The organism is Kitasatospora sp. NPDC053057, assembly GCF_044546945.1.
Taxonomy (GTDB): domain Bacteria; phylum Actinomycetota; class Actinomycetes; order Streptomycetales; family Streptomycetaceae; genus Kitasatospora.
Map to the genome: position 1 here is coordinate 158381 of NZ_JBITZP010000011.1, position 24660 is coordinate 183040.

Annotated in this window: 15 protein-coding genes and 3 pseudogenes; 8 read left to right on the forward strand and 10 right to left on the reverse strand. The window is 69.5% G+C overall.

The window, feature by feature from the left end; translation table 11 throughout:
• Positions 1–28 precede the first annotated feature (28 nt).
• A complete protein-coding gene (locus ACIG5E_RS14980; protein WP_396533826.1) occupies positions 29–7180 on the forward strand; it encodes an amino acid adenylation domain-containing protein in 7152 nt (2383 codons plus the stop codon).
• Positions 7177–8433, forward strand: coding sequence for an MFS transporter (locus tag ACIG5E_RS14985; RefSeq protein WP_396533827.1), 1257 nt, complete (start codon positions 7177–7179; stop codon positions 8431–8433). The genes ACIG5E_RS14980 and ACIG5E_RS14985 overlap by 4 nt, the downstream gene beginning before the upstream one ends.
• A gap of 123 nt (positions 8434–8556) precedes the next feature.
• Here ACIG5E_RS14985 and ACIG5E_RS14990 read toward each other — a convergent pair whose 3' ends face one another.
• Together ACIG5E_RS14990 and ACIG5E_RS14995 are read right to left on the reverse strand one after the other, a co-directional pair.
• Positions 8557–8742: a hypothetical protein gene (locus ACIG5E_RS14990; RefSeq protein WP_396533828.1), complete on the reverse strand. Its 186-nt coding sequence runs from the start codon at positions 8740–8742 to the stop codon at positions 8557–8559.
• A gap of 360 nt (positions 8743–9102) precedes the next feature.
• Positions 9103–9243, reverse strand: a pseudogene (locus tag ACIG5E_RS14995) (exodeoxyribonuclease III); the annotation flags it as partial.
• Between the two features lie 860 nt (positions 9244–10103).
• Here ACIG5E_RS14995 and ACIG5E_RS15000 point away from each other — a divergent pair.
• Both ACIG5E_RS15000 and ACIG5E_RS15005 read left to right on the forward strand, forming a co-directional pair.
• The gene (locus tag ACIG5E_RS15000; RefSeq protein ID WP_396533829.1) at positions 10104–10526 is read left to right on the forward strand and encodes a nitroreductase/quinone reductase family protein; all 423 of its coding nucleotides are present in this window, start codon (positions 10104–10106) and stop codon (positions 10524–10526) included.
• Positions 10527–10546: 20 nt separating this feature from the next.
• Positions 10547–11539, forward strand: a complete 993-nt coding sequence (locus tag ACIG5E_RS15005) for a pyridoxal-phosphate dependent enzyme (RefSeq protein ID WP_396533830.1) — start codon at positions 10547–10549, stop codon at positions 11537–11539.
• A gap of 27 nt (positions 11540–11566) precedes the next feature.
• Here ACIG5E_RS15005 and ACIG5E_RS15010 read toward each other — a convergent pair whose 3' ends face one another.
• Positions 11567–12469 (reverse strand): SDR family NAD(P)-dependent oxidoreductase, encoded by a 903-nt coding sequence (locus ACIG5E_RS15010; protein WP_396533831.1) that lies wholly within the window; start codon positions 12467–12469, stop codon positions 11567–11569.
• A 195-nt stretch (positions 12470–12664) separates the two neighbouring features.
• Here ACIG5E_RS15010 and ACIG5E_RS15015 point away from each other — a divergent pair, with 195 nt between their 5' ends.
• The gene (locus ACIG5E_RS15015) at positions 12665–14155 is read left to right on the forward strand and encodes a glycosyltransferase (RefSeq protein ID WP_396533832.1); all 1491 of its coding nucleotides are present in this window, start codon (positions 12665–12667) and stop codon (positions 14153–14155) included.
• Here the strand turns inward: ACIG5E_RS15015 and ACIG5E_RS15020 are convergent.
• From ACIG5E_RS15020 to ACIG5E_RS15040, 5 genes are all read right to left on the reverse strand, one after another.
• Positions 14124–14837, reverse strand: a complete 714-nt coding sequence (locus ACIG5E_RS15020; protein ID WP_396533833.1) for an FkbM family methyltransferase — start codon at positions 14835–14837, stop codon at positions 14124–14126. The two genes, ACIG5E_RS15015 and ACIG5E_RS15020, sit on opposite strands and share 32 nt — an antisense overlap.
• A 246-nt stretch (positions 14838–15083) precedes the next feature.
• Positions 15084–15848 (reverse strand): lysostaphin resistance A-like protein, encoded by a 765-nt coding sequence (locus ACIG5E_RS15025; protein WP_396533834.1) that lies wholly within the window; start codon positions 15846–15848, stop codon positions 15084–15086.
• Between the two features lie 11 nt (positions 15849–15859).
• The gene (locus ACIG5E_RS15030; RefSeq protein WP_396533835.1) at positions 15860–16669 is read right to left on the reverse strand and encodes an alpha/beta fold hydrolase; all 810 of its coding nucleotides are present in this window, start codon (positions 16667–16669) and stop codon (positions 15860–15862) included.
• 49 nt (positions 16670–16718) lie between these two features.
• Positions 16719–17744, reverse strand: coding sequence for a 3-oxoacyl-ACP synthase III family protein (locus ACIG5E_RS15035; protein WP_396533836.1), 1026 nt, complete (start codon positions 17742–17744; stop codon positions 16719–16721).
• 95 nt (positions 17745–17839) lie between these two features.
• Positions 17840–18997 (reverse strand): DUF3419 family protein, encoded by a 1158-nt coding sequence (locus tag ACIG5E_RS15040; RefSeq protein ID WP_396533837.1) that lies wholly within the window; start codon positions 18995–18997, stop codon positions 17840–17842.
• Between the two features lie 926 nt (positions 18998–19923).
• Here ACIG5E_RS15040 and ACIG5E_RS15045 point away from each other — a divergent pair.
• The 3 genes and pseudogenes from ACIG5E_RS15045 to ACIG5E_RS15055 form a co-directional block, all read left to right on the forward strand.
• Positions 19924–20415: pseudogene (locus ACIG5E_RS15045) on the forward strand (germacradienol/geosmin synthase); the annotation flags it as partial.
• A gap of 382 nt (positions 20416–20797) precedes the next feature.
• Positions 20798–21856, forward strand: a complete 1059-nt coding sequence (locus ACIG5E_RS15050) for a hypothetical protein (protein ID WP_396533838.1) — start codon at positions 20798–20800, stop codon at positions 21854–21856.
• Entirely contained in the window at positions 21784–22164 is a 381-nt protein-coding gene (locus tag ACIG5E_RS15055) for a hypothetical protein (protein ID WP_396533839.1), read from the forward strand. The genes ACIG5E_RS15050 and ACIG5E_RS15055 overlap by 73 nt, the downstream gene beginning before the upstream one ends.
• 120 nt (positions 22165–22284) lie before the next feature.
• Here ACIG5E_RS15055 and ACIG5E_RS15060 read toward each other — a convergent pair.
• Positions 22285–23232, reverse strand: a pseudogene (locus tag ACIG5E_RS15060) (ISL3 family transposase); the annotation flags it as partial.
• Positions 23233–23593: 361 nt separating this feature from the next.
• Positions 23594–24397, reverse strand: a complete 804-nt coding sequence (locus ACIG5E_RS15065) for an exodeoxyribonuclease III (RefSeq protein WP_396533840.1) — start codon at positions 24395–24397, stop codon at positions 23594–23596.
• Positions 24398–24660 lie beyond the last annotated feature (263 nt).

Sequence of the window (24660 nt, forward strand, 5' to 3'; positions counted from 1 at the left end):
CGCACACTCGCACGTCCCAGGAGGTCCTGTGTTTCCCGTTTCGTTCGCCCAGCGGCGGCTGTGGTTCCTCAACCAGATGGGCGAGACCGGCTCGGCCTACAACTGCCCGCTGGCCACCCGGCTGCACGGCCCGCTCGACGTGGCCGCCCTCGGCGAGGCGCTCGGCGACCTCGCCGCCCGCCACCACGTGCTGCGAACCGTGTTCCCCGAGGCCGACGGAGAGCCTGTGCAGCAGGTGTCGGACCGCCTCCCGCACCTCCGGGTCACCCGGACAACGGAGGCGGACCTCGCGACCGCCCTCGCCGAAGAGGCCGGGCACGTCTTCGACCTCACCACTGAACTCCCGCTCCGGGCAGAGCTGTTCGAGCTGGGCGGCGACCAGTGGGTGCTGCTGCTGGTCGTGCACCACATCGCGACGGACGGCTGGTCGTGGGCGCCCCTGCTCGGCGACCTGGCCGCCGCCTATGCGGCCCGGCACGAGGCCCGGGCGCCCGACTTCGAGTCGCTGCCGGTGCAGTACACCGACTACACGCTCTGGCAGCGGCAGGTCCTGGGGGAGGACGACGACCCCGACAGCCTGATCACCCGCCAACTCGACTTCTGGAAGAAGGAACTGGCAGGATCCCCCGCGGAACTCGCCCTGCCCCACGACCGGCCCCGGCCGGCCGTGGCGAGCTTCGCGGGCGGCTCCTTCCCCGTCACGCTGCACGCCGAACTGCACGCACGGCTGCTCGACCTGGCACGGGAACACGGTTGCACGCTGTTCATGGTGCTCCAGGCCGGCCTTGCCGTCCTCCTGTCCCGCCTCGGTGCGGGCACCGACATCCCCGTCGGCACGGTCGTCGCGGGCCGATCGGACGAGGCACTGGACGACCTGGTCGGCTTCTTCGTCAACACCCTGGTCCTGCGCACCGACATATCCGGCGACCCCACCTTCACCGAACTCCTCCACCGCGTACGCGAGGCCGACCTCGCCGCCTACGAGAACCAGGACGTCCCCTTCGAGCGGGTCGTCGAGGCGCTCAACCCCGAGCGCTCCCTGGCCCGCCACCCCCTCTTCCAGGTGATGATGACGCTGGAGAGCGGACAAGGCCCGGCGTTCACCCTGCCCGGCACGCGCTGCGCCGAGCAACCGGTCGGCTGGGACATCGCCAAGTTCGACCTGACGGTGGACTTCCACGAGCAGACGGGCAGCGACGGCACCCCGGCCGGGGTCACCGGAGCACTGGAGTACGCGACGGACCTCTTCGACCGCGAGACGGCCACGGACCTGGCGGCCGGCATCGCCCGCGTACTGGAGCGCCTGGCCGCCGACCCCGGCGTGCCGCTCTCCCACGTCGACCCCCTCTCCGCCGAACAGCGCGAGCAGGTTCTGATCCACTGGAACGACACCGCGGTCCCCGTCCCGCCGCAGACCCTCCCGGAGCTGTTCGAGGCGCAGGCCGCCCGCACCCCCGACGAAACTGCCCTGGTCTTCCAGGACACGGCCCTGAGCTTCGCCGAACTCGACGCACGCGCCAACACCCTGGCCCACCGCCTCGCCGACCACGGGGTCGGCCCCGAGCACCTCGTCGCACTGGCCCTGCCCCGCTCCGCCGTCTCGGTGATCGCACTCCTCGCAGTGCTCAAGGCCGGCGCCGCGTTCGTGCCGGTCGACACCGACTACCCGCCCGAGCGCATCGCCCGCCTGCTGCGCACCACGACCACCGTCGTCACGGACCTCGCCACCACGGCGACCCTCCCTGACACCGGCGCCACCCACGTCCTCGCCGACGCCCCCGGCCACTTCCCGGACACACCCCTCGGCCATGAGATCCACCCCCACAGCGCCGCCTACGTCATCCACACCTCCGGATCCACCGGCGAACCCAAGGGCGTGGTGATCGACCACGCCGGACTGCGCAATCTTTACGCCTTCCACCGAGCCGGCGTCATCTCCCGCGCACAGGAGATCGGCAACGGCCGAAGGATGCGCATGGCACTCACCGCCGCGCTCTCCTTCGACACCTCCTGGGAGGGCCTGCTCTGGATGGTCGCGGGCCACGAACTCCACCTGATCGACGACGACACCCGCCGCGACGCCGCCGCCCTGGTCCGGCACATCGCCCGCTCAGGCATCGACGCCCTCGACGTCACCCCGACCTACGCCGAGCAACTGGTCGAGGAGGGACTGCTGGACGACCCCGCGCACCGACCCCAGGTGCTGCTGCTGGGCGGTGAAGCGGCGGGCGCAGCCCTGTGGACCCGGGTCCGCGAGGCCGACGGGATGCTGTGCCACAACCTCTACGGCCCCACCGAGTGCAGCGTCGACACCCTGTGGTGGGACGCGGCCCACAGCGAGCAGCCGCTGGTGGGACGCCCGATCGCCAACACCCGCGCCTACGTGCTCGACGACCGGCTGCGCCCGGTCGCCCCCGGCGTACCCGGCGAGCTGTACCTGGCCGGCCCGAGCCTGGCCCGCGGTTACCTCAACCGCCCCTCGCTCACCGCGCAACGCTTCGTCGCCTGCCCCTTCGAGGCCGGCGGCCGCATGTACCGTACGGGTGACCTGGTCCGCTGGGACCGCGAGGGCCGCGTCGAATACCTGGGACGCGCGGACGACCAGGTCAAGATCCGGGGCTTCCGGATCGAACCCGGCGAGGTGGAGGCCGCGCTGCGCGGCTGCCCCGAGGTGGCCCAGGCCGCGGTGATCGCCCGGGACACAGGCCCCGGCGGAAAGCGCCTGGTGGCGTACGTGACCGCGGCCGCGGGCTGCACCGTGGAGGCTGGCGCCCTGCGCAAGCGGCTCGCCGCCGGCCTGCCCGACCACCTGGTCCCCTCGGCCATCGTGGCCCTGGAGGCGCTCCCGATGAACCGCAACGGGAAGCTGGACCGCGCCGCGCTGCCCGCACCGGACTTCACCGCGCAGACCTCCTCGCGGGGGCCGCGCGGCCCCCGCGAGGAGATCCTGGCGGAACTCTTCGCGCAGGTGCTCGGCCTGTCCGCCATCGGCGCCGACGACGGCTTCTTCGACCTCGGCGGACACTCCCTGTTGGCCACCCGCCTGCTCTCCCGCATCCGTGCGACCCTCGGCGGCGACCTCGGCATCCGGGACCTCTTCCAGCACCCCACCGTGGCCGGGCTCGCCGCCCGTCTCGGCGACCTCGACGGCCCGGGCCGCGCCCGCCCGGCCCTGACCCCGGCCCCGGACCGCCCGGACACCCTGCCCCTGTCGCCCGCCCAGCGCCGGCTGTGGTTCCTGAGCCGCGCGGGCCAGGGCACCGGCTACCACTGCCCGTTCGCCCTGCGGCTGCGCGGCCGGCTGGACACCGACGCGCTGTCCCGGGCCCTCGCCGATGTCATCGCCCGCCACGAAGGACTGCGGACGGTGTTCCCGGAACAGGACGGCGAGCCCTACCAGCAGGTGCTGCCGGCCGACGTCGCGGTGCCCCTCGACGTCGTGCCGTGCGGCCCCGAGGGCACCGTCGAGGCCCTCGACGCCCTGGTGGCCCGTCCCTTCGACCTGGCCGGGCGCCCGCCCGTGCGCGCGGCGCTCCTGGCTGTCGGCGCGGACGAGTGGGTGCTGGTGCTGGTGGTCCACCACATCGCACTCGACGGCTGGTCCTGGGAGCCCCTCTTCCGCGACGTGGCCGACGCCTACCGGGCCCGGATCGAGGGACACGGCCCCGACTGGTCGCCGCTTCCGGTGCAGTACGCGGACTACACCCTGTGGCAGCGGCAGGTCCTGGGCGAGGAGGACGACCAGGAAAGCCTGATCTCACGCCAGCTCGCCTTCTGGCGCGAGGAGCTGACCGCATCACCGGCGGAACTCGCCCTGCCCTACGACCGGCCCCGTCCGGCGACGGCGACCTTCGCGGGCGGCTCGGTGCCGGTGGAACTGGACGCCGACCTCCACGCCCGCCTGCTGGGCCTGGCCCGGGAACACGGCTGCACCCTCTTCATGGTGCTCCAGGCGGGCCTGGCCGTCCTCCTGTCCCGCCTCGGTGCGGGCACCGACATCCCGATCGGCACTCCGGTCGCTGGCCGCCCGGACGAGGCACTGGACGACCTGGTCGGCTTCTTCGTCAACACCTTGGTCCTGCGCACCGACGTCTCCGGCGACCCCACGTTCGGCGAACTCCTCCACCGCGTACGCGAAGCCGACCTCACCGCGTACGAGAACCAGGACGTCCCCTTCGAGCGGGTCGTCGAGGCGCTCAACCCCGAACGCTCCCTCGCCCGCCACCCCCTCTTCCAGATCCTGCTCCAGGTGCAGGGCGGTGCCGACGACGCCGCGCTCGAACTCGCCGGACTCGACGTCCGCAGTGAACCCTTCCGCTTCGACGTCGCGCAGTTCGACCTGACCGTCGACGTCCAGGAACGCCGCGCCGCCGACGGTACCGCCGCAGGGATCGGCGGCTTCCTGGAGTACGCGGCCGAACTGTTCGACCACACCACGGCCCAGGACATCGCCGCCGCCCTGGAACGGGTGCTGCACCTGCTCGCGGCGCAACCCGACCGGCCCGTCGGCGCGGCCGACCCCCTGACGCGGGCCGACCTGCAGCGCCTGCTGACGCAGTGGAACGACACCGCGCTGCCGGTGCCGCCCGCGACCCTCCCCGAACTGTTCGAGGCCCAGTGCGCCCGCACCCCGCGGGCCACCGCCCTCGTGCACGGCGCCACGGAGATCACCTTCGCCGACCTCGATGCCCGGTCGAACCGCCTGGCCCACCGCCTCGCACGGGCCGGCGCGCGCCCCGAGCAGGTGGTCGCGCTCGCCCTGACCCGTTCGCCCGCAGCCGTGTGCGCCCTGCTGGCCGTCCTCAAGGCGGGCGCGGCGTTCGTGTTCGTCGACACGGACCACCCCGCCGAGCGGATCGCCCACATCCTGACGGACTGCGCCCCGGCGCTCCTCGTCACCGACCGCGAAACCGCCCACCGGCTCCCGCTGGACGCGGCCCCGCACATCCCACTCCTCCTCATCGACGACCAGAACGCGACCGCGGCCGAGCCCTGCGAGAGCCCCGCCCGCGCGCCCCGCCCCGCCGACGCCGCGTACCTGGTGTACACCTCCGGCTCCACCGGCCGCCCCAAGGGCGTCGTCGTCGACCACGCGGCCCTGCGCAACCTCCACGCCTTCCATCGCGCCCACACCATCCCAGCCGCCGAACGAGCCGACGACACGAGGAAGTTGCGCGTGGCACTCACCGCCGCCCTGTCGTTCGACGCCGCTTGGGACGCCCTGATGTGGATGGTCGCCGGGCACGAACTGCACCTCATCGGCGACGACGTCCGACGTGACGCCGCAGCCTTCGTCCGGCACATCGGCGACGCAGCTCTCGACGTCGTCGACGTGACCCCCACCCACGCCGCCCAACTGGTGGCGGAAGGCCTGCTCGACGCCCCGCCACGCATGTTGCTCATCGGCGGCGAAGCAGCCGACGAACAGCTCTGGAGCCGCCTGCGCGCCACGCCGGGAATGCTCTGCCACAACCTCTACGGCCCCACCGAGTGCACGGTCGACGCCCTGTGGTGGGACACCGCCCGCAGCGAACACCCCCTGGTGGGCGGCCCCGTCGCCAACACCCGCGCGTACGTCCTCGACGCGGCGCTTCGCCCGGTGGCGCCGGGCGTGCGGGGCGAGCTGTACCTCGCGGGCGCCGGACTGGCGCGGGGCTACCACCGCAGGCCGGGGCTGACGGCCCAGCGGTTCGTGGCGTGCCCGTTCGAGGAGGGCGCCCGGATGTACCGCACGGGCGACCTGGTGCGCTGGGACCGCGAAGGGCGGCTGGAGTACCTCGGCCGCACCGACGACCAGGTGAAGATCCGCGGCTTCCGCGTCGAACTCGGTGAGGTCGAGGCGGTGCTCGCAGCCGCCCCCGGCATCGCCCAGGCCGCCGTGACCCTACGGTCCGACGGTCCGGGCGGCGGCAAGCGGCTGGTCGGGTACGTGGTCCCGGGCCAGGACGGTGCCGCGGTGGAGCCCTCCGCGCTGCGCGCCCACGTGGCCGAGGCCCTGCCGGCCCACATGGTCCCGTCCGCGGTCGTCGTGCTCGACGCGTTCCCGCGCACGCCCAACGACAAGCTCGACCGGACGGCGCTGCCCGCACCGGATCCGGCCCACACGGCGGGACCGGCGCGACGGGCACCCCTGACCCGGCGGGAGGAGGTCCTCGCGGGCCTGTTCGCCGAAGCGCTGGGCCTGCCCCACGACTCCGTCGGCGCCGACGACGGCTTCTTCGACCTCGGCGGCCATTCCCTGCTGGCCGCCCGGCTGATGTCCCGTGTCCGGAAGGCCCTCGGCGAGGACCTGGGTGTCCAGGACCTCTTCGCGGCCCCCACCGTCGCGGGCCTCGCCGCCCGCGTACCGGAGCGTGGCACCACGGAGCCCGGCGGTACGGACGACGCGCTCGCCCCCCTGGTCACCCTGCGGTCCGGCGCCGACGGCGAGCCCGCCCTGTTCTGTGTCCACCCGGGCGCCGGCACCGGCTGGGTGTACCGAGCCCTCCTCGACCACCTCGACCCGGACCGGCCCGTCCACGCGCTGCAGGCCCGTGGTCTCGGCGAGCCGGGGGCGCGGCCCGCGAGCGTCGCGGAGATGGCCGACGACTACGCCACCCTGATCCGCACGGTCCAGCCGAGCGGCCCCTACCACCTCCTGGGCTGGTCGTTCGGCGCGCTGGTCGCCCACGCGGTGGCGGTGCGGCTCCAGGCGGACGGCGAGGACGTGGCGCAGCTCGTGCTCCTGGACGGCTACCCGGTCACCGAGACGCAGCCACAGACGGGGACGGCCGCGGCGGACCCCCTGCGCGACCTGCTGGACTCGCTCGGCTACCCGGCACAGGAGCCGTCCTGCGCAACGGGGTTCGCCCCGATGACCCTCACCGACCTCGTCCGCGCGGCCCGGATGGCGGACGGCCCGCTGGCGGCCTTCGACGAGGGGACCATCGCCGCGCTGGGGGAGGCGTACGTCCATCACGACACGCTGGCAGCGGCCCACCGTCCGGGCGTCTTCCGGGGCGACCTCACGCTCGTCGGTGCCGCGCACGAGGCCGACGCACCGGGGCCCGGGACCTGGCAGCCCTACACCTCGGGCCGCGTCGACCACCACGAGGCACCGTGCACGCACGGCGAGATGATGGCCGCGAAACCGGCCTCGCAGATCGCCGCGCTCCTGTGCGAAGGCGTGGTCCGCCGATGAGCACGACGACGAGTACGACACCCCGCGCCCTGCGCCGGCGCGACTTCCGCCTCCTGTGGGCCGGCGAGTCCGTCAGCCAGTTCGGCAGCGCGACCACCCGTGTGCTCCTGCCGTTGATCGCGGTGAAAACACTGGACGCCGGCTCCTTCACCATGGGCCTGCTGGGCGCCGCGGCCTGGGTGCCGTGGCTCCTGCTCGGCCTGCCCGTAGGAGCCTGGACCGACCGGATGAGACGCCGACCGGTGATGATCGTGTGCAACACGGTGTCGGCGGTGCTGATGTTCTCCCTGACGGCGGCGGACTGGCTGGGCCTCCTCACGACCGGTCAACTCCTTCTCGTGGCCCTCCTGTCCGGCACCGCCGACGTGTTCTTCCGCGCGGCCTACAGCGCGTACATCCCCGCCCTCCTGCCGCAGGAGGAACTGGCGGACGGCAACGCCAAGCTCCAGACCAGCGAGTCCGCCGCCGAGGTCGCGGCCCCGGGGGCGGGCGGCGTGCTGGCCCAGACGGCGAACGCGGCCCTGGGTTTCCTCGCCGACGGCCTGAGCTTCCTGATCTCGGCCGTGCTCCTCACCCGGATCCGCGCTCGCGAGAGCCCGCCCGGCCGCGAGGAGCGGGCGGGAGCCGACCGGTCCCTGGCCGCCGAGATCCGGGAGGGCATCGTGTTCCTCGCCCGGGACCCGTTCCTGCGGACGATCCTGGCGTGCGACGCGGCGATGAACCTGTTCCTGGCTGGTGCCCAGTGCCTGGCGATCGTCTTCCTCAGCCGAACGGTCGGCGCCGGCGGCGGTGTCATCGGCGTCCTGATCGCCCTGACCGGCCTCGGCGGCGTCCTGGGCGCAGTGATCTCGCCCCGTCTGGCCCGCCGATTCGGCACCGCCCGGGCGGTCATCCTCTGCGCCTTCTGCAGCGGCCCGTTCGGACTGCTGATCCCGCTCACCACGGACGGCGCGGGCCTGCTGGCCTTCCTGGTCGGAGACTTCTGCCTGATGACCGGGGTCGTCGCCGGAAACGTGGTCATCGTGAGCTTCCGCCAGGCCTACTGCCCCCCGGACATGCTCGGCAGGGTCAGCTCCAGCATCCGCTTCGTGATGTACGGGACGATTCCGATCGGCAGCCTCCTCGGGGGAACCCTGGGCACCGTCCTCGGCGACCGGGGCGCCCTGTGGCTCCTGTACACGGGCAACGCGCTCTGCGCCCTGCTCCTCCTCACCGGCCCCCTGCGCACCCAACGGGAACTGCCGGTGCCGTGAGGCGAAGCGGAAGGCGCCGCCACGGCCCTTCCTGAGCTTGGCCCCGCCCCCTTCGCACGTTCCCCACCGCGACCGGACCGCTCTACAGCTCGCTCCACCCGCACCCGCGCCGCCCGGTGCCACTCAGCGAGTGCCAGATCGCGGCGTTCGAGCGAGGCCGGTGCCGGTGCCGGTGCCGGTGCTGGTGACGCTCACGTCGACCGGGGTGCCGCCGCCGTGCCGCAGCGCGTTCTCCACGAGGTTGCGGACCGCTTGGGCGAGCAGTTCGGGGTCGCCGTTGACGATGGCGGGGCCTCGACCGGCGCCCATGTGGAAGGGCCGGGCAGGTCAGCAGACACCCGCGCCCTCCAGCCGGCTGCCCGGCATGGCCAGCGAAGCGATCACGTGGGAATCGGGTCGGTGGATCCGGGCTCAGGCCGACGTGCGTGGTTGTACCCCTCACCCGCCGTCGAACGCAACGGTGTTGAGTGTGACCGGCGCGGGTGATCTTCGGGAGGCCGGCGTTGCGGCGTGCGGTGGTTGGGCGTTGCTTGGGCGATGTCCCAACTGCCTTCGTCAGGAGAGAACATGAGTCAGCCCGCCGTGAGCCGGTCCGGCGAGTCGAGCGCCGTCCTCGGGCAGCCCCGAAGGTGCGTCTCCGGGCTATGCTCAACTGTGACTGCCTGTAGGTCAGTTATCGCCGAAGTCGAACTCGGCGGTGACGGGTGCGTGATCGCTCCAGCGCTCCGCGTGGGTGGCGGCGCGTTCGACGTAGGCCTGGATGCACTTGCCCGCGAGGCCCGGAGTCGTGACGATCAGGTCGATGCGCCAGCGGATGGACGCCTTTTCGAAAAGGGTCCACCCGTTCGAGTGTGAAGTGTTCGAGGGTGCTTGCTGGCCTGGGCGGTAGGGGACCCCCTGTGAGCAGCATGACAGCGTTGGCGCCGGTTCGGGCAGTGGTGGGTTCGCGTGTCTCTGACACGCACGGCAACGAGGGCAAGGACTCGCACCTGCTCCAGGCAGAGACAGCGACGCGGCACGCGCTGTCGAAGGAGTGGGAGATCGTCAGGTCTTTCGAGGACCTGGACGTCTCTGCCCAGATCACTCCGCGGAAGCGTCCCGACCTCCGGGCCGTGGCTGACCGAGTGGCAGGGCGTTGTGGGACGCGTTGGTGTGGACCAAGGTGGACCGGGCGTTCAGGTCGGCCAAGGTCTGTGCGGACGTGGCGCACCGGGCGGAGGAGAACCACAAGGTCTTGGTCTTCACCGACGCGGGGGTCGCCGACGGCTGCCCCGTCGAGGAACGCGCCCGCCGCGTCGGCGCCCTCTGGGACTGGCTGCTGCCTTGTCTGGTCCCGTGGGCACCTCCGATGCCTACCGCACCAGGCGGCCGGCCCCACAGCCCGCGTGACCGGCACGCGGAACCCCTCGCATTGCTCGTCGAGGCGTCGAGAATTCCACCCGCCTGGACCGACACCGCTGGGGCGTCGAACGCCCCATCGCCGTCTCACGACTGCTGTGCAGGCATCGATCCGCCATCATGCGGAAGTAGGCAGTCGGACGTAGCCTGCGACAAGAGATCGACTGCCAACGGGAGTCCCTATGCACCGACTCGGGGTGGCCCTTCTGCGCGCGGTCATGCGACGGATCGGGCAGAAGTCCAGTCCTGCCCTTCGCAGATTCATCGTCGTCATGAGCGCGCTGCATCTCGGCGTCTATCTGCGAACGCGTGGACTGCTGGGCCGACTGGGCCTGAAGCACGGCAAAATCGTGATCATCACGACGACGGGCCGTAGGACCGGTAAGCCGCGGACGGTTCCCCTCCTCGCTGTCGAGGACGGCGAAGACCTCGCGGTCATCGCTTCTCATGGGGGCCTGGACCAGCCCCCGGGCTGGTGGCTGAATCTCGGGGAAAATCCCCTCGCGACGGTCGAGATCGCAGGTCGCACGTTCCATGTCCGGGCCGAGCAGGCTGACCAGCGGAAACGTGCGGAACTGTGGCTCCGGTTCGTCAAGGCCTTCCCCGGATACGAGGATTACCGGCAGCGCACAGCCCGGGAGCTTCCCATCGTGATTCTCCATCCCGTGCCCGGACCGGCCGTGGCAGCAGGTTGAGGGAACAGGAGGGAACAGGAATGCACGACCACAACGGAATCCAGCGCATTCTGGAGGCCCCGTTCGTCCCGCTGGGGCAGTGGCCGACGCCGATCTCGACGATCTCCCGGTCGAACGGGGTGGATGTCCTGGTCAAGCGTGACGACCTCTCCGGTCACGGTCGCGGAGGCGTCAAGACACGCAAGATCGAGCATCTGGTCGGGCACATGCTGGAGAAGGGGTACGGCAGCCTCGTCACCCCGGTGGGAAACGTGACCAACCTCGTACACGACATCCTCCCGGTTCTGCGACGGTTCGACATCGCCTGGGAAATTGTCGTCGCTGACGTTCCACCTCTTCCTCTCGGTGAACGACGGCGGATTTTCGGCAGTCTCGGAAACAGTGTGCGTCTGATCGGTCCGAGCCACATCGAGGCAGCCGGTGCGCTGGCCGGTGCCTACTACCGGAGCCGCAGGGCGGGACGGCGGCCGTTCCTCGCCCCGCCGAGCCTTGCGCATCCCGCAGCGGTGATCGCTGCTGCGCGCGGTTTCCTCGAAATGGCGGGTCAGGTCGAGGCCATGGGGGCGCCGCCGCTGCAGACGGTGTTCATCACGGCCGCGTCAGGAACGGCGTTCGCGGGTTTCGTGCTGGCGGAGAACCTCCTGCGCCGGCAAGGACATCGTCCGATCCACGTCGTCGGCGTGCAGGTCTACCCGGGCCCGGCACGCTGGTGGATCCACGGTCTCGTCCGGTGGACCGAGCACTACCTGTCGGTGCCCGACCGGGTGCCCAGGGGACGCATCGACCTGAGGACGACCAGGATCTATCGTGAATTCGGCCGATACCCGACTGACTTGGTCGAGCTGTGCGCATCCGTGAGGGACGAGACCGGACTGAGACTCGACCCGGTGTTCGGCGGCAAGACCTGGTCGATCATGGAGTCCTGTCTTGCTCAGGGGCGCGGCGAAGGTTCCGTGTTGTACTGGCACTGCGGCTACACGCCCGACTGGGAGATCCTGCCGGCGGTTCGTTGAGATGGGCCGGCCCACGGCGGTGAAGGTCTATCTCGACGGGGACCTGCTCAGCTGCCTGGCGAGCAGCGCGTCGAAGACACGCGTGGGCAGAACGGCGGACAAGGCCACTCCCGCGCGTGCCTCCGCGCCCAGGAGATAGGCCGCCTTGGGGTGGCGCGCATAGAGCGCATGACGGGCGGCACGGGCGACTACCGACGGTGAGATGCTCCGTCCCGCTGCGGCGGAGGCCACATACCGCTGCATGTTCTCCAGCGTCCTGCCGTACAACTCCACGGCTCTCGTCGGCAGTTGGTTCGTCAAGCCCTGCACGGAATGGTCTGCCTTGCGCCAGATCGGTGTCGCCACCGCGCCGGGCACGAGGACGGACACGCGGATGTTCCATGGCCGCAGTTCGCGTCGCATCGACTCCGCCATGCCGTTCAGTGCGTGCTTCGACGCGGCGTAGGGCCCGAAGCAGGGTGCGGCGATGCGCCCTCCGATTGAGCTCGTGAAGAGTACGCGCCCGTCCCCGTGTTCGCGGATCAAGTCGAGAACCGCCTGCGTGACGGCCAGCTGACCGAAGACGTTGACCTCGAACTGGTATCGCATCTCATCGATGGTCACGTATTCCAGAGGGCCGCCAGTCGCGACGCCGGCGTTGTTCACTACTCCGCGGAGGCGCTGGCGACCCAGGAGCCGGCGGATCGAGTCGGCCGCCTCCGTGATCTGGCTGCCACTGGTGACGTCCAAGAGGATCTCGTGCACCGCACCTGGTAGACCGTCGCCCTTCGGCGCGTCCCCGGCTTTACGCACACCGGCGAATACGGTCACACTTCGCGCGGCGAGGTCGAGAGCGATTGCCCGGCCGATCCCGCTGGAGGTACCGGTGATGAAGACGGCTTCGGTTCCGGCTTCCGCGGGGTGCCGACCGAAAGTAAAGTCACGCCTCACGCGACGGCCTCCTCGACTGCTCAGGAACAAAGACTCAGGGCGAACGGTGGCGAACAGTTGCGTCACCATGATCAGTGGGAACCCGCCTTCGCCCGCCTGTCTCGGTCTGGAACTCGTCGGCTCATCACCCGAATGAACCAGCCGCGTCAGTAAGCCGGCGAGCCCGCTTGCAGGATTCGGGCTAGGCTGAGCGGCATGCTGGTGATAGCCCTTTCAGCCATGCTGGCGTTCTTCGCCATAGCCCAACTGCGAATATTGGTCATTCATTGCTATTCCCGGGCGAAGGGCGTCGGAAGGCAGGCCAACGAACTCACCCGGCCGACCAGTTGCTACTGGCCGACGGTCGTGGTGCAACTCCCCGTTTATCGAGAACACAAGGTTCTTCACCGACTGCTCACGGCGGTCACGAACCTCGACTATGCGGATGGCCGACTCGCGGTTCAAGTTCTGGACGACTCCGAGGGGGAAGAGGCCGCGCTGGCGAAGGCCATCGTGGACGCACATCGCGGAGGCTCCGTCGCGATCGAATACGTCCACCGGGAAAGCCGCGACGGGTACAAGTCAGGGGCGCTCAACCACGGTATGCGGATGGTCGATTGCGACCTCGTGGCGATTTTCGACGCGGACTTCACACCGGATCGTGACTTCCTCATCAGAACCGTGCCCCTGTTCGAGGATGCCCGGGTCGGTGCGGTCCATACGCGGTGGCGGCACCGCAACGGTCTTTCGTCGCCCCTGACGCTACTCCAAGCGGCGGTCCTCGACAGCCTGTTCTGCTTCTCGAGCGGGCTGCGCCAGGCCAGGGGGGAGTCCACCATGTATCTGGGGACCAGCGGGGTCTGGCGGAAGCGCACGATCGAAGACCTCGACGGGTGGCGCGAGGCGCCGTTCACCGACGACGGCATCGACCTCAGCTTTCGCGCCCAGCTCGCGGGGTGGTCGGTCATCTTCGTCAACGAGGCATTGGCCAGCAGCGACCTTCCCGACACCTACATCAGCTACAAGAATCAGCAACGCCGCTGGGCGCGCGCGGCATTCCGGCTCTTCCTCGACTACGGGAAGAAGGCGCTCCGGCCGCCGCAGGGCAAGAGACGGCGGTTTCTCGAGCTTTCCTCCCTCCACCTGGTTCTGGCCACACCGGTGCTCGTCCTGACCGGATTGCTCTCCAGCGCCTATGTCGTCCTTGGGCTCCCGCGCACTCCGTACTGGGCGATCACCCAAATCGGTCTCAGCGCGTTCGTCGTACTGTTCCCGCCGCTGCAGGAATGCGTGCTCTCGCAGAGAATGCTGTACGACGACTGGGCGCGGCGGTGTCTGCGTCTCCCGCTGTCGCTGCCGCTCGCCATCGGCGTATCGGTCTCCGTCCTGGCCGGCTTCCGGGACACCGTCAAGCGAGACGAGCCGGAGTTCGTGCGAACCCCCAAGGAAGGGTCATCAGGCGTCATCCGGAAGAGCGAGGCGAAGTGGGTCGGAACCGCCTCGCGGATCGCATGGTGTGAACTGGGCCTGGGTGTCGTCTTCCTCACGGCCGGGCTGCTGTCCATCGTGCACGGATACCCCGAATCGTGTTTCCTGCTCTTGTCCCTGGCGGCGGCTTTCCTGGTCGCGAGCGCGCGGAGCGGATCGGAGATCCGACGAGCCGGTCACCGGCCGGCTATCCCGGCCTCCGCACGCACATCAGATTGACTCGCCCGTTTCCCTGGCGACGGATCTCCCGCCGGATGACGTCCCGGTCCCGGGGGAACGTCACCGGCCGAGGAAAGGGCCCCGCCAGGGAGACGTCTTCGAATCCGCATCCGGTCAGTGCCGCCCAGAACGAGTCGATCGACTCACCCGCAGCGGCCAGCGTCCGCTCGTTGAGCTCGATGATCAGGACCAGGCCGGGATTTCGACGGCTCAGCTCCCGCATGCCGGCCAACGCCGCGACCTCGTGCCCCTCAATGTCGATCTTGACCAGATCCACTCTGGGCCACCGGCTCTGTTCGGCCCACGCGTCCAAGGTGGTGCACGGAACGGTCTCGCTCGGCCCCGGACCATCGCCGGCCGCCGCGGTCCGGTGGACGCTGGACAGCATGCTGTCGGGCGTGCCCGCGAACAGCGTCACCGCACCGACCGAATCTCCCACGGCACTCGGCACCACGTGGATCTCGCCGCCGACGTTGTTCTCCGCCACGTTTCTCCGCAGGATGGGGAGCAGTGCCGACGACGGCTCGAATGCCCAAACCGTGCTCGCCGCTCCGCCGAGGCGCGCGCACAGCAGCGTGAAGTAGCCGAGGTGCGCACCCACGTCCACGACCGACATGTCCGGCCTGACGACGTGCCGGATGAGCGCCGCGACGTCGCGATCGTGCATGCCCATCGCCAGCATCTGCAGGTGATACGAGGGGCGCCCATCGTGGTACAGCCGAAGGCCGTCGACGTCGACGGGGATCCCCGGATCCGTCAGAAGCGAGTGGGGAAACAGCCACCGATGCAGTGGTGCGCCGAGTTCCGCAAGGAGTGGCGCAAGGGGACCGGAACGGTCGAATCCCCAGGCTCCGGCCCGATGGATTGCGCGTGCGCCGCGCAGGGTGAATGCGCGCAGCGGTGATCCAGGACGTGGCACGTGCGGAACCTACCGAATCACGAGGGCCACGACGATGGGGGCGAGGACGATGTTCACCCCGTGTGTCGCCATGCAGAGCCAAAGAGAGCCTGTCCGTGCATACACCCAGCACCAGATCATGCTGATGCCGAAGGCCCATACAAAATACGCTGCGCCGGCCACGTATGGGTACGCAGGCAAGAGGTAGACCAGTTGGGCCGAGTGGCGGAGGCCGAACAGGGTGGACGTGACGACCGAAGCGATCGGGAGCGAGGTGTGCCCCAGCAGCGAACGCTGAAGGAATCCCCGGTAGAAGAGCTCCTCGCCGAACATGGGCCACAGTCCCAGGAAGACGTACGAGGTGATCAGTGCGAACCAGCCTCCATAACGCGCGGCGTACAGATCGGCGAAGTCGCCGTAGGTGGCGAGCAGGTTCCATGCGGGATCCCTTGTCTTGCCGAGGGCGGTCAAGGCGAGGCTGTAGAGCAGGATGAAACCTGCGATGAACGCGATGGCGGCAATCAATGGCCGGCCCTGCTTCGGAAAGTGCGTCCGAATCTCCGGCCAAGGCCGACCGGTGGGACCAGCCCGAAACCACAGCGGGATCACGACCGCGAGGCACGCGTGAAAGACGGGAAAGGGCGCGTAGGGCCAGCCCTGCCATGATTCCGGCAGGGCAACGGCGGTGACGAGTACGCCGATGCCGAGAACCGTGAGCGGGTGGAGCCCGTCGACGGGTGCGGTGCGGTCGGCGGCTTGCGGGACCGGAACCGCGGGTCTCCTTACGTTCGCCATGGTCTCATCGGCTATTCCACGGTTGAGACGAAGCGACGAACGGCTTCGTTGACGAAGGCATCGTCTACATAGGTGATGAAGTGCTCACCACCTGGCTTGATAACCGCTGCGCCCGCGTTGGGAAGCAGCGCGGCCATGCGTCGTGCCTGGGCGACCGAGACGATGTGGTCGTTGTCGCCGGAGATGACCAGGCTCGGCACGTGAACCTCGCCCGGCGTCGGGCGATGCTCGGTCAGGTTGGGAAGGATGCTGTGTTTGAACAGCGCCGTCAGGCGAAGGACGACCAGCGCCTTCTGAACGATCCACTCCGGCTTGATCTGCGTCCCCCCGACGAAGCGCCCAAGGAGTGTCGCGAACACACGCGATGACACCACTCGCTCGATCGGGAGGTGTTCCAGCATCTTCAGCCAGAAGCCGTAAGGCTGCGGGAACCGGTAGCGATCGGCCAGCCCGATGAAGACCATCGAGCGGCACAACTCGGGGTGATGCTTGGCCAGGTAATAGGCTGCCGCGCCGGTGTCGCCCCACACGACGAAGTGCGCACGGCTGATACCGAGAGCGGAGAGCAGGCAGCGGACCTCGTGGGCCCTGTCCTTGATGCCGACTCGTGTGCTCGTGCTGAGCAGCGGTTCATAGAGCACGACGCGGTGGTCGCGCTGGAACTCGGCGATTTGAGGAGCGTAGACGAAGTTCAGTTCGGCGACCATGGGCAGGAGTACAACGGCGTCCCCCTCTCCGCAGTCGAGTACGCGCAGTGTTCTGCCATCGGGAAGCGCGACGGGACGCATGGCCGCCGCGATCGCTTCCTGGTCCTCGGTCATCCGAGTGCGAAGCGAGTCCGAGACGGGAGGTCGCACCCATGTGCTCGAGTCAGTCACGGCACCCCGCCTCATCGGGCAGGAGCTCGATCGCAGCCGCACCGCAGGAGAACCCGATGCCGAAGGCGAGGAGCAACAGCCTTTGCCCCGGGCGGAGCATGCCGGCCTCTCTGGCCAGCGAGAGGTTCACCAACAGGCTGGCCGGGCCCATGTTCCCCAGGCGGCTGGCAGGCATCGGAAAGATCTCCGGCCGGAAGCCCAGCGCTTCGATGAGAACGTGCAGCATGCGAACGTTCGGCTGATGGGAGATGACCAGGTGGACGTCGTCGCGGCGCCATCCGGCTTCTTCGAGTACCCGGGAAACCAGGGGAGGGATGACGCGTAACCCCGTGCGAACCAGGCCGGAGCCGTTCATGTCGTAGAAACCCGCCTGCACGCTGACCCCTTCGGGGCCGACGTGGTAGCCCAGTACCGGGATGCGTCCCAGGTCCGCATGGTCGGGGTGAGTCACCCACTGGATGCTCATGACCTTCGCCGACACGCCCTGTGACGTGGTGTGCCGCTCGACCACAGCCGCGCCCGCACCAGCGCCGAAGAGCCCGACGGTGCCTCTGTCCTCCGAGCTGATGATCGGCAGGAAATCCACACTCGACGAGATGATGGCCCGACTGCATCGATTGCTCGACAGCATGAGCACGGCCATCTCGAACATGGCCACAGGTTCAGCGCAGACTCCGTCGACGGAGAGCACCCGTAGACCCCTGAGTCCCAGCGCATCCGCCAGGATGATCCCGGACGGCGGGGTGAAGGCCGTCAGGCCGTTCTGGATGTGAAGGAGAACGGTCTCGGGGCCCAGTTCGTCAGGGTTCAGCCCACTCGCCTGGAGAGCCGACCCGACGGCGGACACCGCCAGCGTGAGTACGTCCTCTCCTTCCCCGCACGCCCGCCGTTCATCAATCCCTGTCCGCTTGGTGAACCAATCCGTGGGCAGGCCCATCGAAGCCGCCAAGCCGGTGTTCGAGACGATCCTCGAGCCGACCGCATGGCCGGTGCCTGAAATACTGAGCAGCTCGGGCATGGCTTCACTCCTTCGGGTGAAAGTCTGTCCAGCAACCCGGTCATGAGAAGCCGGGGACAACATCTGACACCTGGGAAGGTGTGGCTGGCCCAAGGCTACGTCCGGCGCAATTGGTCCGCGACCCGCTCCTGGTCAATCCGGTAGACGTAGAAGCTGCTGTACGTAAGGGACCGGTCCTGTGCGAAGAGTCGATGGGCGAGATCGTCCTCGCTGACCACCGCACTCCGGAGCTCTGGGGGGACGGGAAGCGAGCGTACGGCGGAACGGTAGATGAAGCGACCTCCTGGTGAACCGGCCCTGAGCACGCTGCGCACCGTCGTATGGAGGGACTCCCGGCTCATCCAGTCGAATATGTCCAGGAGGTTGAACTTGTCGACTGAGGACTCGGGCAGTGAATCGAGGTACTCGGTGAGCCAGGCCGTTCGGTTGACCACTCGGTCGGCCGTTTGCTTCAGGGTGTCGAAGTTGCGTTCGAGGAGGTAGGGGGGAACGTTCTCCGCGTCCAGGTAGGCGCCCAGAAACGCCTGGGCGATGAAGTAGTTGTCACGGATCGGGACTCTGGTCAGCACATATTCCACGCGATCGCGTATGTATCGCCCTATGCCGTGGCGGCCTTGGATCAGGTCATACTGCGAGGGGTGCATGCCGGCGCAGGCAAGTACCCATCGGGAGCCCAGGATTTTGAGTACCGAACCGCGCAACAACCGCTGGTGGATCTCGCGGTAGTAGAAATCTCGCTGGTCATCGATGTCGCCGACTTCGAAGAATCGACGGATCCGTCGCTCGCCGAGTTCCCATCGCACATAGCGGCGAAGCCACTTCAAGAAGAACCCCAGCTTGCCCTGGGCGAGTATCCCGCGTTCCAGCAACCGCGTGTTGCTGTCCCAGTAGTGTCGTGCGCCGGCGGGCAACTTCACGCGCAATGCTCGCCGGTATAGGTCTATCGACGCTGTGCTGCCGCGCGACGTGAGGAGGGTGTAGAAATCGCCATGGTCAAGGTGCCGGATGCCTGCCAGTTTGAGGTCGAGCAGGTACGTCTGAGCGGGGTTGGGGTCGACGCAGATGAGCCGGCGGGGCCGTAGGCAAAGGAGGTTCAAGCAGTTGCAGCCGCCCGACGTGATGGACAGAACGGTGTCCTGGTCCGCCGATATTCGAAGCGCCTCACGATCGAGAACCGGGTCCTCCCAGGACTGATTGAACACCAACCCGTGGAAGTAGGTGCGTTCTATCAGTCGATTGAGCGTGCTCTTCATAACGCGAGCCCCATCGCCGGCCGGGTGCTGTGAGATGAGGCAGTAGCACCAATTGACTCTGGTGCGCTTTCCCTGCCCCGGTGATCACTTTTGCCACAAAATGCTACTCGGAGCGGCTCTGGTCCGCCCCTTGACGCGGTGGTCGCCTCCCTGCCGCCCTGCTTCCGAGCGTCCTGGACGCACCGGGCCGGGGGTCTTCGCGTGCTCCAAGCGGGCGCCCGCCTTTCCAGGTGGCGGTCTTCTTCATGTAGGTCCTCCTCCTGTACGGCGGCGCGGAAGGACAGGCGGTAGATCGTTGCCGTGCCCACAGCGTTCCGAATGCCGATTTCGTTGCCCGACCGCCGGGTAGGGCGTCGGCCCGCTGCGTGTGGCATGTACAACATCAATCCCACGAACGGAAAGGATCGACGCCGGTTGCAGCCGATCGGGTGAACGCGGTCCCAGGTCGGATCTGATAACGGCGATGATCGTCTGCGGAGTGCGGCACGGGCGCGTCCGGTAGAGGCGATCGGCCGTCCGGCGGCTCTGCGGGCTCGATCTGCTGCCGGGGTCGGTCGCTCCGCCAAGCCGGTCGACGGTTGTCCGCACCCTGGAGGGTGGCTCGGGTCGGCCGGATCGCTGAAGAGGAAGGTCGGTTACCCGTGATGGGGTCCATGTCGTCGTCATTGTCGGTCCTTCCGCAGCTGCCCGGTCCGGTTCGTCTGAGCCCGCACCTGGACACTGTGCGGGAGCAGTCACGGGCCTGGGCCGCGGCGATGGGCATGCTTGAGCCCGGCGGGGTCTGGGAGGAGGCGGCCTTCACGGCGGCGGACTACGCGTTGCTGACCTCCTACGCGTACCCGGACGTCCCTGCGGCCGAGCTCGCGCTGATCACGGACTGGTACGTCTGGCTGTTCTTCCTGGATGACGCGTTCCTGGAGACGTACATGCGGCGCGGGGTCGTCGTTGGTGGTCGGGCGTGCCTGGCCCGGCTCGGGGATCTTCTGCGTGAGGGGCCCGGCGGGGCGGCCGGTGCGCCGGACGGTACGGCGGAGCGAGCGCTGGCCGATCTGTGGTCGCGCACCGCGTCCCGGATGCCGGGGGACTGGCGTCGGCGGTTCCGCGTGAGCACCCAGGCGGTCCTCGACGAGCACGCACGCGAACTGACCACCTACGGCGCCGCCGAGGTACCCGATCCGATCAGCTACCTCGACCTGCGCCGTCAGGGCCGTGGCGGGCTTTGGGCCGCGGAGCTGGTCGAGCTGGGACTGGGCGCCGTCGTACCGGCATCCATCTCGGTGACCCCGCAGCTGTGCGGGCTGGCCGACACCTACGGGGATGTCGTGCGCCTGCACAACGACCTGACGTCCTACCGGCGCGAGGTCGAGCAGGAGGACGAGGTCAACAACGTGGTCCTGGTGGTCGAGCGCTTCCTGGGCTGCGGCACCCAGGAGGCGGTCGGGATCGTCCGGGACCTGCTCGCCTCCCGGATGCGGCGGTTCGAGGAGCTTGTGAGCACCGAACTCCCGCCGCTGTTCGCCGAGTCGGGACTCGGCCCGGCCGATCGTGCGATCGTGCTCCGCTACGTGCAGGGCCTGCGGGACTGCGGCGGCCGGGACGATGTACTGGCACGAGCGCTCGGGCCGGAACGCCGTCGCTGGCGCGCCGACCGGCATGTCGTCGGGAGGCTCGCCGTCGTTCGCACCGAAGGGGATCGGCACGTCGGCCGTCCGGGCCTTCTGCCGCGTGCCCGCGACGCGAGCCGATTCGCCGCGCCAGCGCCTGCCGCAGCCGGCGCAGCCGGGGCCGAGCGCCACCGGTGTGGGATCGGCCTCCACGGATACGGAGTCCCGCCTGGACGGCGCGGCCGACCGCGCCCTGGCCTGGGCGCGCGAGACCGGCATGCTCGACCCGGTCTTCGGGCTCTGGGACGAGAAGGACCTGGCCGGGCTCGACCTCTCGCCTGTCCGGTCGTCGTTGGCCGCGTCCGCGACCGCCGCCCGCTCCGGTCGGCGAACCCCGGGTGTCATACCCGAGTTCGACCTGGCGATGGCCTGGTACGTCTGGTCGCGGTTCGCCGACGACTTCTTCGCCACCCGGTACGCGGCGAGCCGGGACGCCGACGGTGCCGCAGCCTTCCTCGCCCGCCTGCTCGGCTTCGTGCCGCACGGCGTGGTGGAACCGGAGCTGCGGCCGATCAATCCACTGGAACGCGGGCTGGCCGACCTGTGGTCACGCAGCACGACGCTTGCCTCGCCGGATTGGCGGCACCGGATCCGGGCCGAGCTGCACAACCTCGCCGGCACCCTCCCCGCTCAGCTCGCCGACCTGGTCGAGCGCCGGGCGGCGCTGGCGCCCGACGACCCCGGCGCCGTCCGTCTCGTCTGGTCCTCCCGGCTGACCGACCACCTCGCCGAGCTGTCCGCGTCCCCCGAGCTGGCCCGCGCCCGGCAGGTGCTCTCCGGTGCTGCGGACCCGTGGCAGAGCGCAGCCACCGCCGGCCACCGCCTCGCCGGCGGTATCGGCACGCAAGCCTGGTTCCCCGCACCGGACTTGGCTGAGCGGTCGACTCCCGAGCGGGTCGCCAGGCTCGCCGCCCGGGTCGCCGGATGCTTCGACGACGCCGGGGCGTACCGCGAGAGGTGCGACAGCCGGGTCACGGAGTCCACCATGCTGCTGGCGCTGCTGCGCCGCGAACGCCTCATGCCCGGCGTACAGGAGCGGCTGTCCCGCTTCCTGGCCCAGCGCCGACGCGACCGTCGCTCAACCCGATCGAACGGTGCCTGGCCGACATCAGCCTCGGCGCCGTGGGAGAAGCGGCCGATCCGTCCGAACTGCTGGGCGGATTCGACCACTTCAGTTCCGACCGCAAGCGCCTGATGCTGGGCACCTACCTCGCGGTGCTCGGCGCCATGCCCCATCCCGAGATCGATCTCACCGGCCTCGACCACCACGGCCACGCGACCTGGGTGGAGGTCGGCCTGTGCGCGGCGAAGATCCTCAACGCGCACGGCCGCGGGCGCCCGCAGCTGGTCCCCGACCGGGACCGCCGGTTCCTGGTCGAGCGGCTGCGGGCGGGCCGGCGGGGCGTCTGGGAGGCCAACGTCGGCGCCCACCTGTTCGCGCTGCTGGCCGTCCACGAGTTCGATCCCGGCAACCGGCTGATCCACGACGGCATCGAGGCCTGAGTGACCGCCCGCAACCCGGACGGCGGCCTGCCCTTCATCCCGGACTACACCGTTTTCTTCGGCGCCCTGGCCGGACTCGCCCTGGCCGAGGTGGACGCCGAACCGCTCCTCCTGCACCGGAAGCGTGGGCTTGTAGCGGGGTGCGCGGCGGTCGCCGGTGGGCCCTTCATGCGGGAGTACCGCTTGACGGTGTTCAGTGCGACGTCGAGGCGGCGGGCGCATTCGAGCAGGCCGACGCCCTGGTCGAGCAGGTCGTGCACTCGCTTCCAGCGCTCGCGGGTAGTCTGCTCGCGCACGCCCCGGGCCGGACGGGGTTCACGGCGGTGGCCCAGCGGGCGGCGTGGGAGCGAACCTCGGCCAGGACCCTGTCGCACAGATTGGACCAGAGGTGCCACCTGTCGCTGACCTGCACCGCTTCGGGCAGGGCCTGGCGGATGGCCTCGCCGTAGCATCCAGAACCGTCCCGGCAGACGTACTCGACCCCGGGATGCTCGCGCAGCCACGCCGCCAAGGCCGGGGCTGTGCGGCCGGGCAGGACGTCGATCCGCTCGCCGGTCTCGGCATCGATGATCACGGTCGCATAGCGGTGCCGGCGCTTGAGAGCGAAGTCGTCGATGCCGATCACGCGCGGCACCCGCGGTGGCGGCAGCGCCTGGCGCATGAGCAGGCGCAGGGCGCTCGAACGGGAGATCGCGCACGTCAGTGCGCGGGAGAGGCGGGCGCCCGCCCGGCCCGCTACTCCTTGACCACCGCGCCGAGCTGGTCGGCCAGGCGACGGGTGCGGCGCTGGTAGGCTCCACCACGCCGGGAACCTGCTCGCGGAACGTCTGTCTCGGGCAGTCGAGCGCCGGGCAGACCAGGCGCCGGACCCGCACCGACGCGACGACCCGCCGCCCGTCCACCGGGACATCCGCGACCACTCGACCATGGAAGCCGTGCACCCGCCCCGTCGGCCGCCCGCACACCGGACACGGCACCGGATCGTCCCGCGTCCGCCGCCGACACCAGGATGACCTCGCCCTCGTCCGCCACCCCCTCGATGACAAGGGCCGACAGTCCCGAAAACACCACGCTCACAAGCTCGTTGACATCGCGCACACCATGCCAACGACCGCCGTTACACTTCGTCACCACCGATTACGGGACAGAGCCGTTGGCTGGACACACCCGTGCAGCTCGAACTCGGCGTGTGTAACAAGATCCTCGGTACTGGCTCCCCGCTCGGTGAGGGCCACCTGTCGGCCACGCACAAGAGCAGCTGGTGGGCTCGGGGTCATCCATGGGTCCGGTCTCCGTTCACTCTCATTTCACATCGCGAGCCGTCGGACGGTCGATGGCGGGTTCGAAGACAGCGCTTCCGCAGGTCAGAGGTACTCCTACAGGTCCTGGTAGAGCTCGAACTCGCGCGCATTGAGGGTGAGAGCACGCGTCAGTTGTTCACGTCGAACACCACGGTGACGGGCGCGTGGTCGCTCCAGCGTTCGGCGTGGGATGCGGCGCGTTCGACGTAGGCCTCGACAGCCCTGTCAGCCAGGCCTTTTGTGCAAACACTTAGGTCAATCCTCCAGCCGGAGTCGTTGTCGAAGGCGCGGCCGCGGTAGGACCACCAGGAGTAGGGGCCGGTGCGGTCGGGGTGGAGGGCGCGGACGACGTCGACGTAGCCGGCCTCGTCGTAGACGCGGGAGAGCCAGGCGCGTTCCTCGGGGAGGAAGCCGGCGGACTTCTGGTTGGCCTTCCAGTTCTTGAGGTCCTCGGGGCGGTGGGCGATGTTCCAGTCGCCGCAGACCACGACCTCGCGGCCGTCGGCGGCGGCGCGGGCGCGCAGGGTGGTGAGGTGGGGGAGGAACTCCGCCATGAAGCGTTCCTTCTCGTCCTGGCGCTCGGTGCCGACCTCGCCGGAGGGCAGGTAGAGGCTGGCGACGGTCAGGCCCGGGAGGTCGATTTCGACGTATCGGCCGGAATCGTCGAATTCCTCCGATCCGAATCCGATCGTGGTGTGCTGCGGCTCCTGGCGGGAGAGGATCGCGACGCCGGCCCGGCCCTTGGCGACGGACGGGGCCCAGACCGCGTGCCAGCCGTCCAGGTCGCGCAGCTCGACGGGCAGCTGCCCGGGCTCGGAGCGCACCTCCTGGAGGCAGATCACGTCCGCCTCCGTTCCGGCCAGCCACTCGACGAAGCCCTTCTTGGCGGCCGCCCGGATTCCGTTCACATTCACACTCGTCACCACGATCACCCGGGCAGCCTACCCATTGGTCGTGTCCGCCCCGAAGCGTGACGCGCGGCCGGGGGCCGTAGCACGGCGCCCGCGGGGGCTGTCGTGAATGCCGCATGAATGTTCGCGACGGTCGCGTCAAGCCGTGCCATTGGTCTTGACCATCTCCGGACGCAGCACCTAGGGTCGCTTACTGCAAGGACCTTTAATAAAGAAGGACGGATAAAGGCTCGCTCTCCCACCTGCCGCAACAGCGGGCAGCGGGCCCGGGATCCGCCCTCCTT

Bases quoted from the DNA above. Each gene is read 5' to 3' on its own strand.
- ACIG5E_RS14985 (WP_396533827.1), top strand. From the start codon at position 7,177: ATGAGCACGACGACGAGTACGACACCCCGCGCCCTGCGCCGGCGCGAC.
- ACIG5E_RS14990 (WP_396533828.1), bottom strand. From the start codon at position 8,742: ATGGGCGCCGGTCGAGGCCCCGCCATCGTCAACGGCGACCCCGAACTG.
- ACIG5E_RS15000 (WP_396533829.1), top strand. From the start codon at position 10,104: ATGAGCGCGCTGCATCTCGGCGTCTATCTGCGAACGCGTGGACTGCTG.
- ACIG5E_RS15005 (WP_396533830.1), top strand. From the start codon at position 10,547: ATGCACGACCACAACGGAATCCAGCGCATTCTGGAGGCCCCGTTCGTC.
- ACIG5E_RS15015 (WP_396533832.1), top strand. From the start codon at position 12,665: ATGCTGGTGATAGCCCTTTCAGCCATGCTGGCGTTCTTCGCCATAGCC.
- ACIG5E_RS15020 (WP_396533833.1), bottom strand. From the start codon at position 14,837: ATGCTGGCGATGGGCATGCACGATCGCGACGTCGCGGCGCTCATCCGG.
- ACIG5E_RS15025 (WP_396533834.1), bottom strand. From the start codon at position 15,848: ATGGCGAACGTAAGGAGACCCGCGGTTCCGGTCCCGCAAGCCGCCGAC.
- ACIG5E_RS15030 (WP_396533835.1), bottom strand. From the start codon at position 16,669: ATGACCGAGGACCAGGAAGCGATCGCGGCGGCCATGCGTCCCGTCGCG.
- ACIG5E_RS15035 (WP_396533836.1), bottom strand. From the start codon at position 17,744: ATGCCCGAGCTGCTCAGTATTTCAGGCACCGGCCATGCGGTCGGCTCG.
- ACIG5E_RS15040 (WP_396533837.1), bottom strand. From the start codon at position 18,997: ATGAAGAGCACGCTCAATCGACTGATAGAACGCACCTACTTCCACGGG.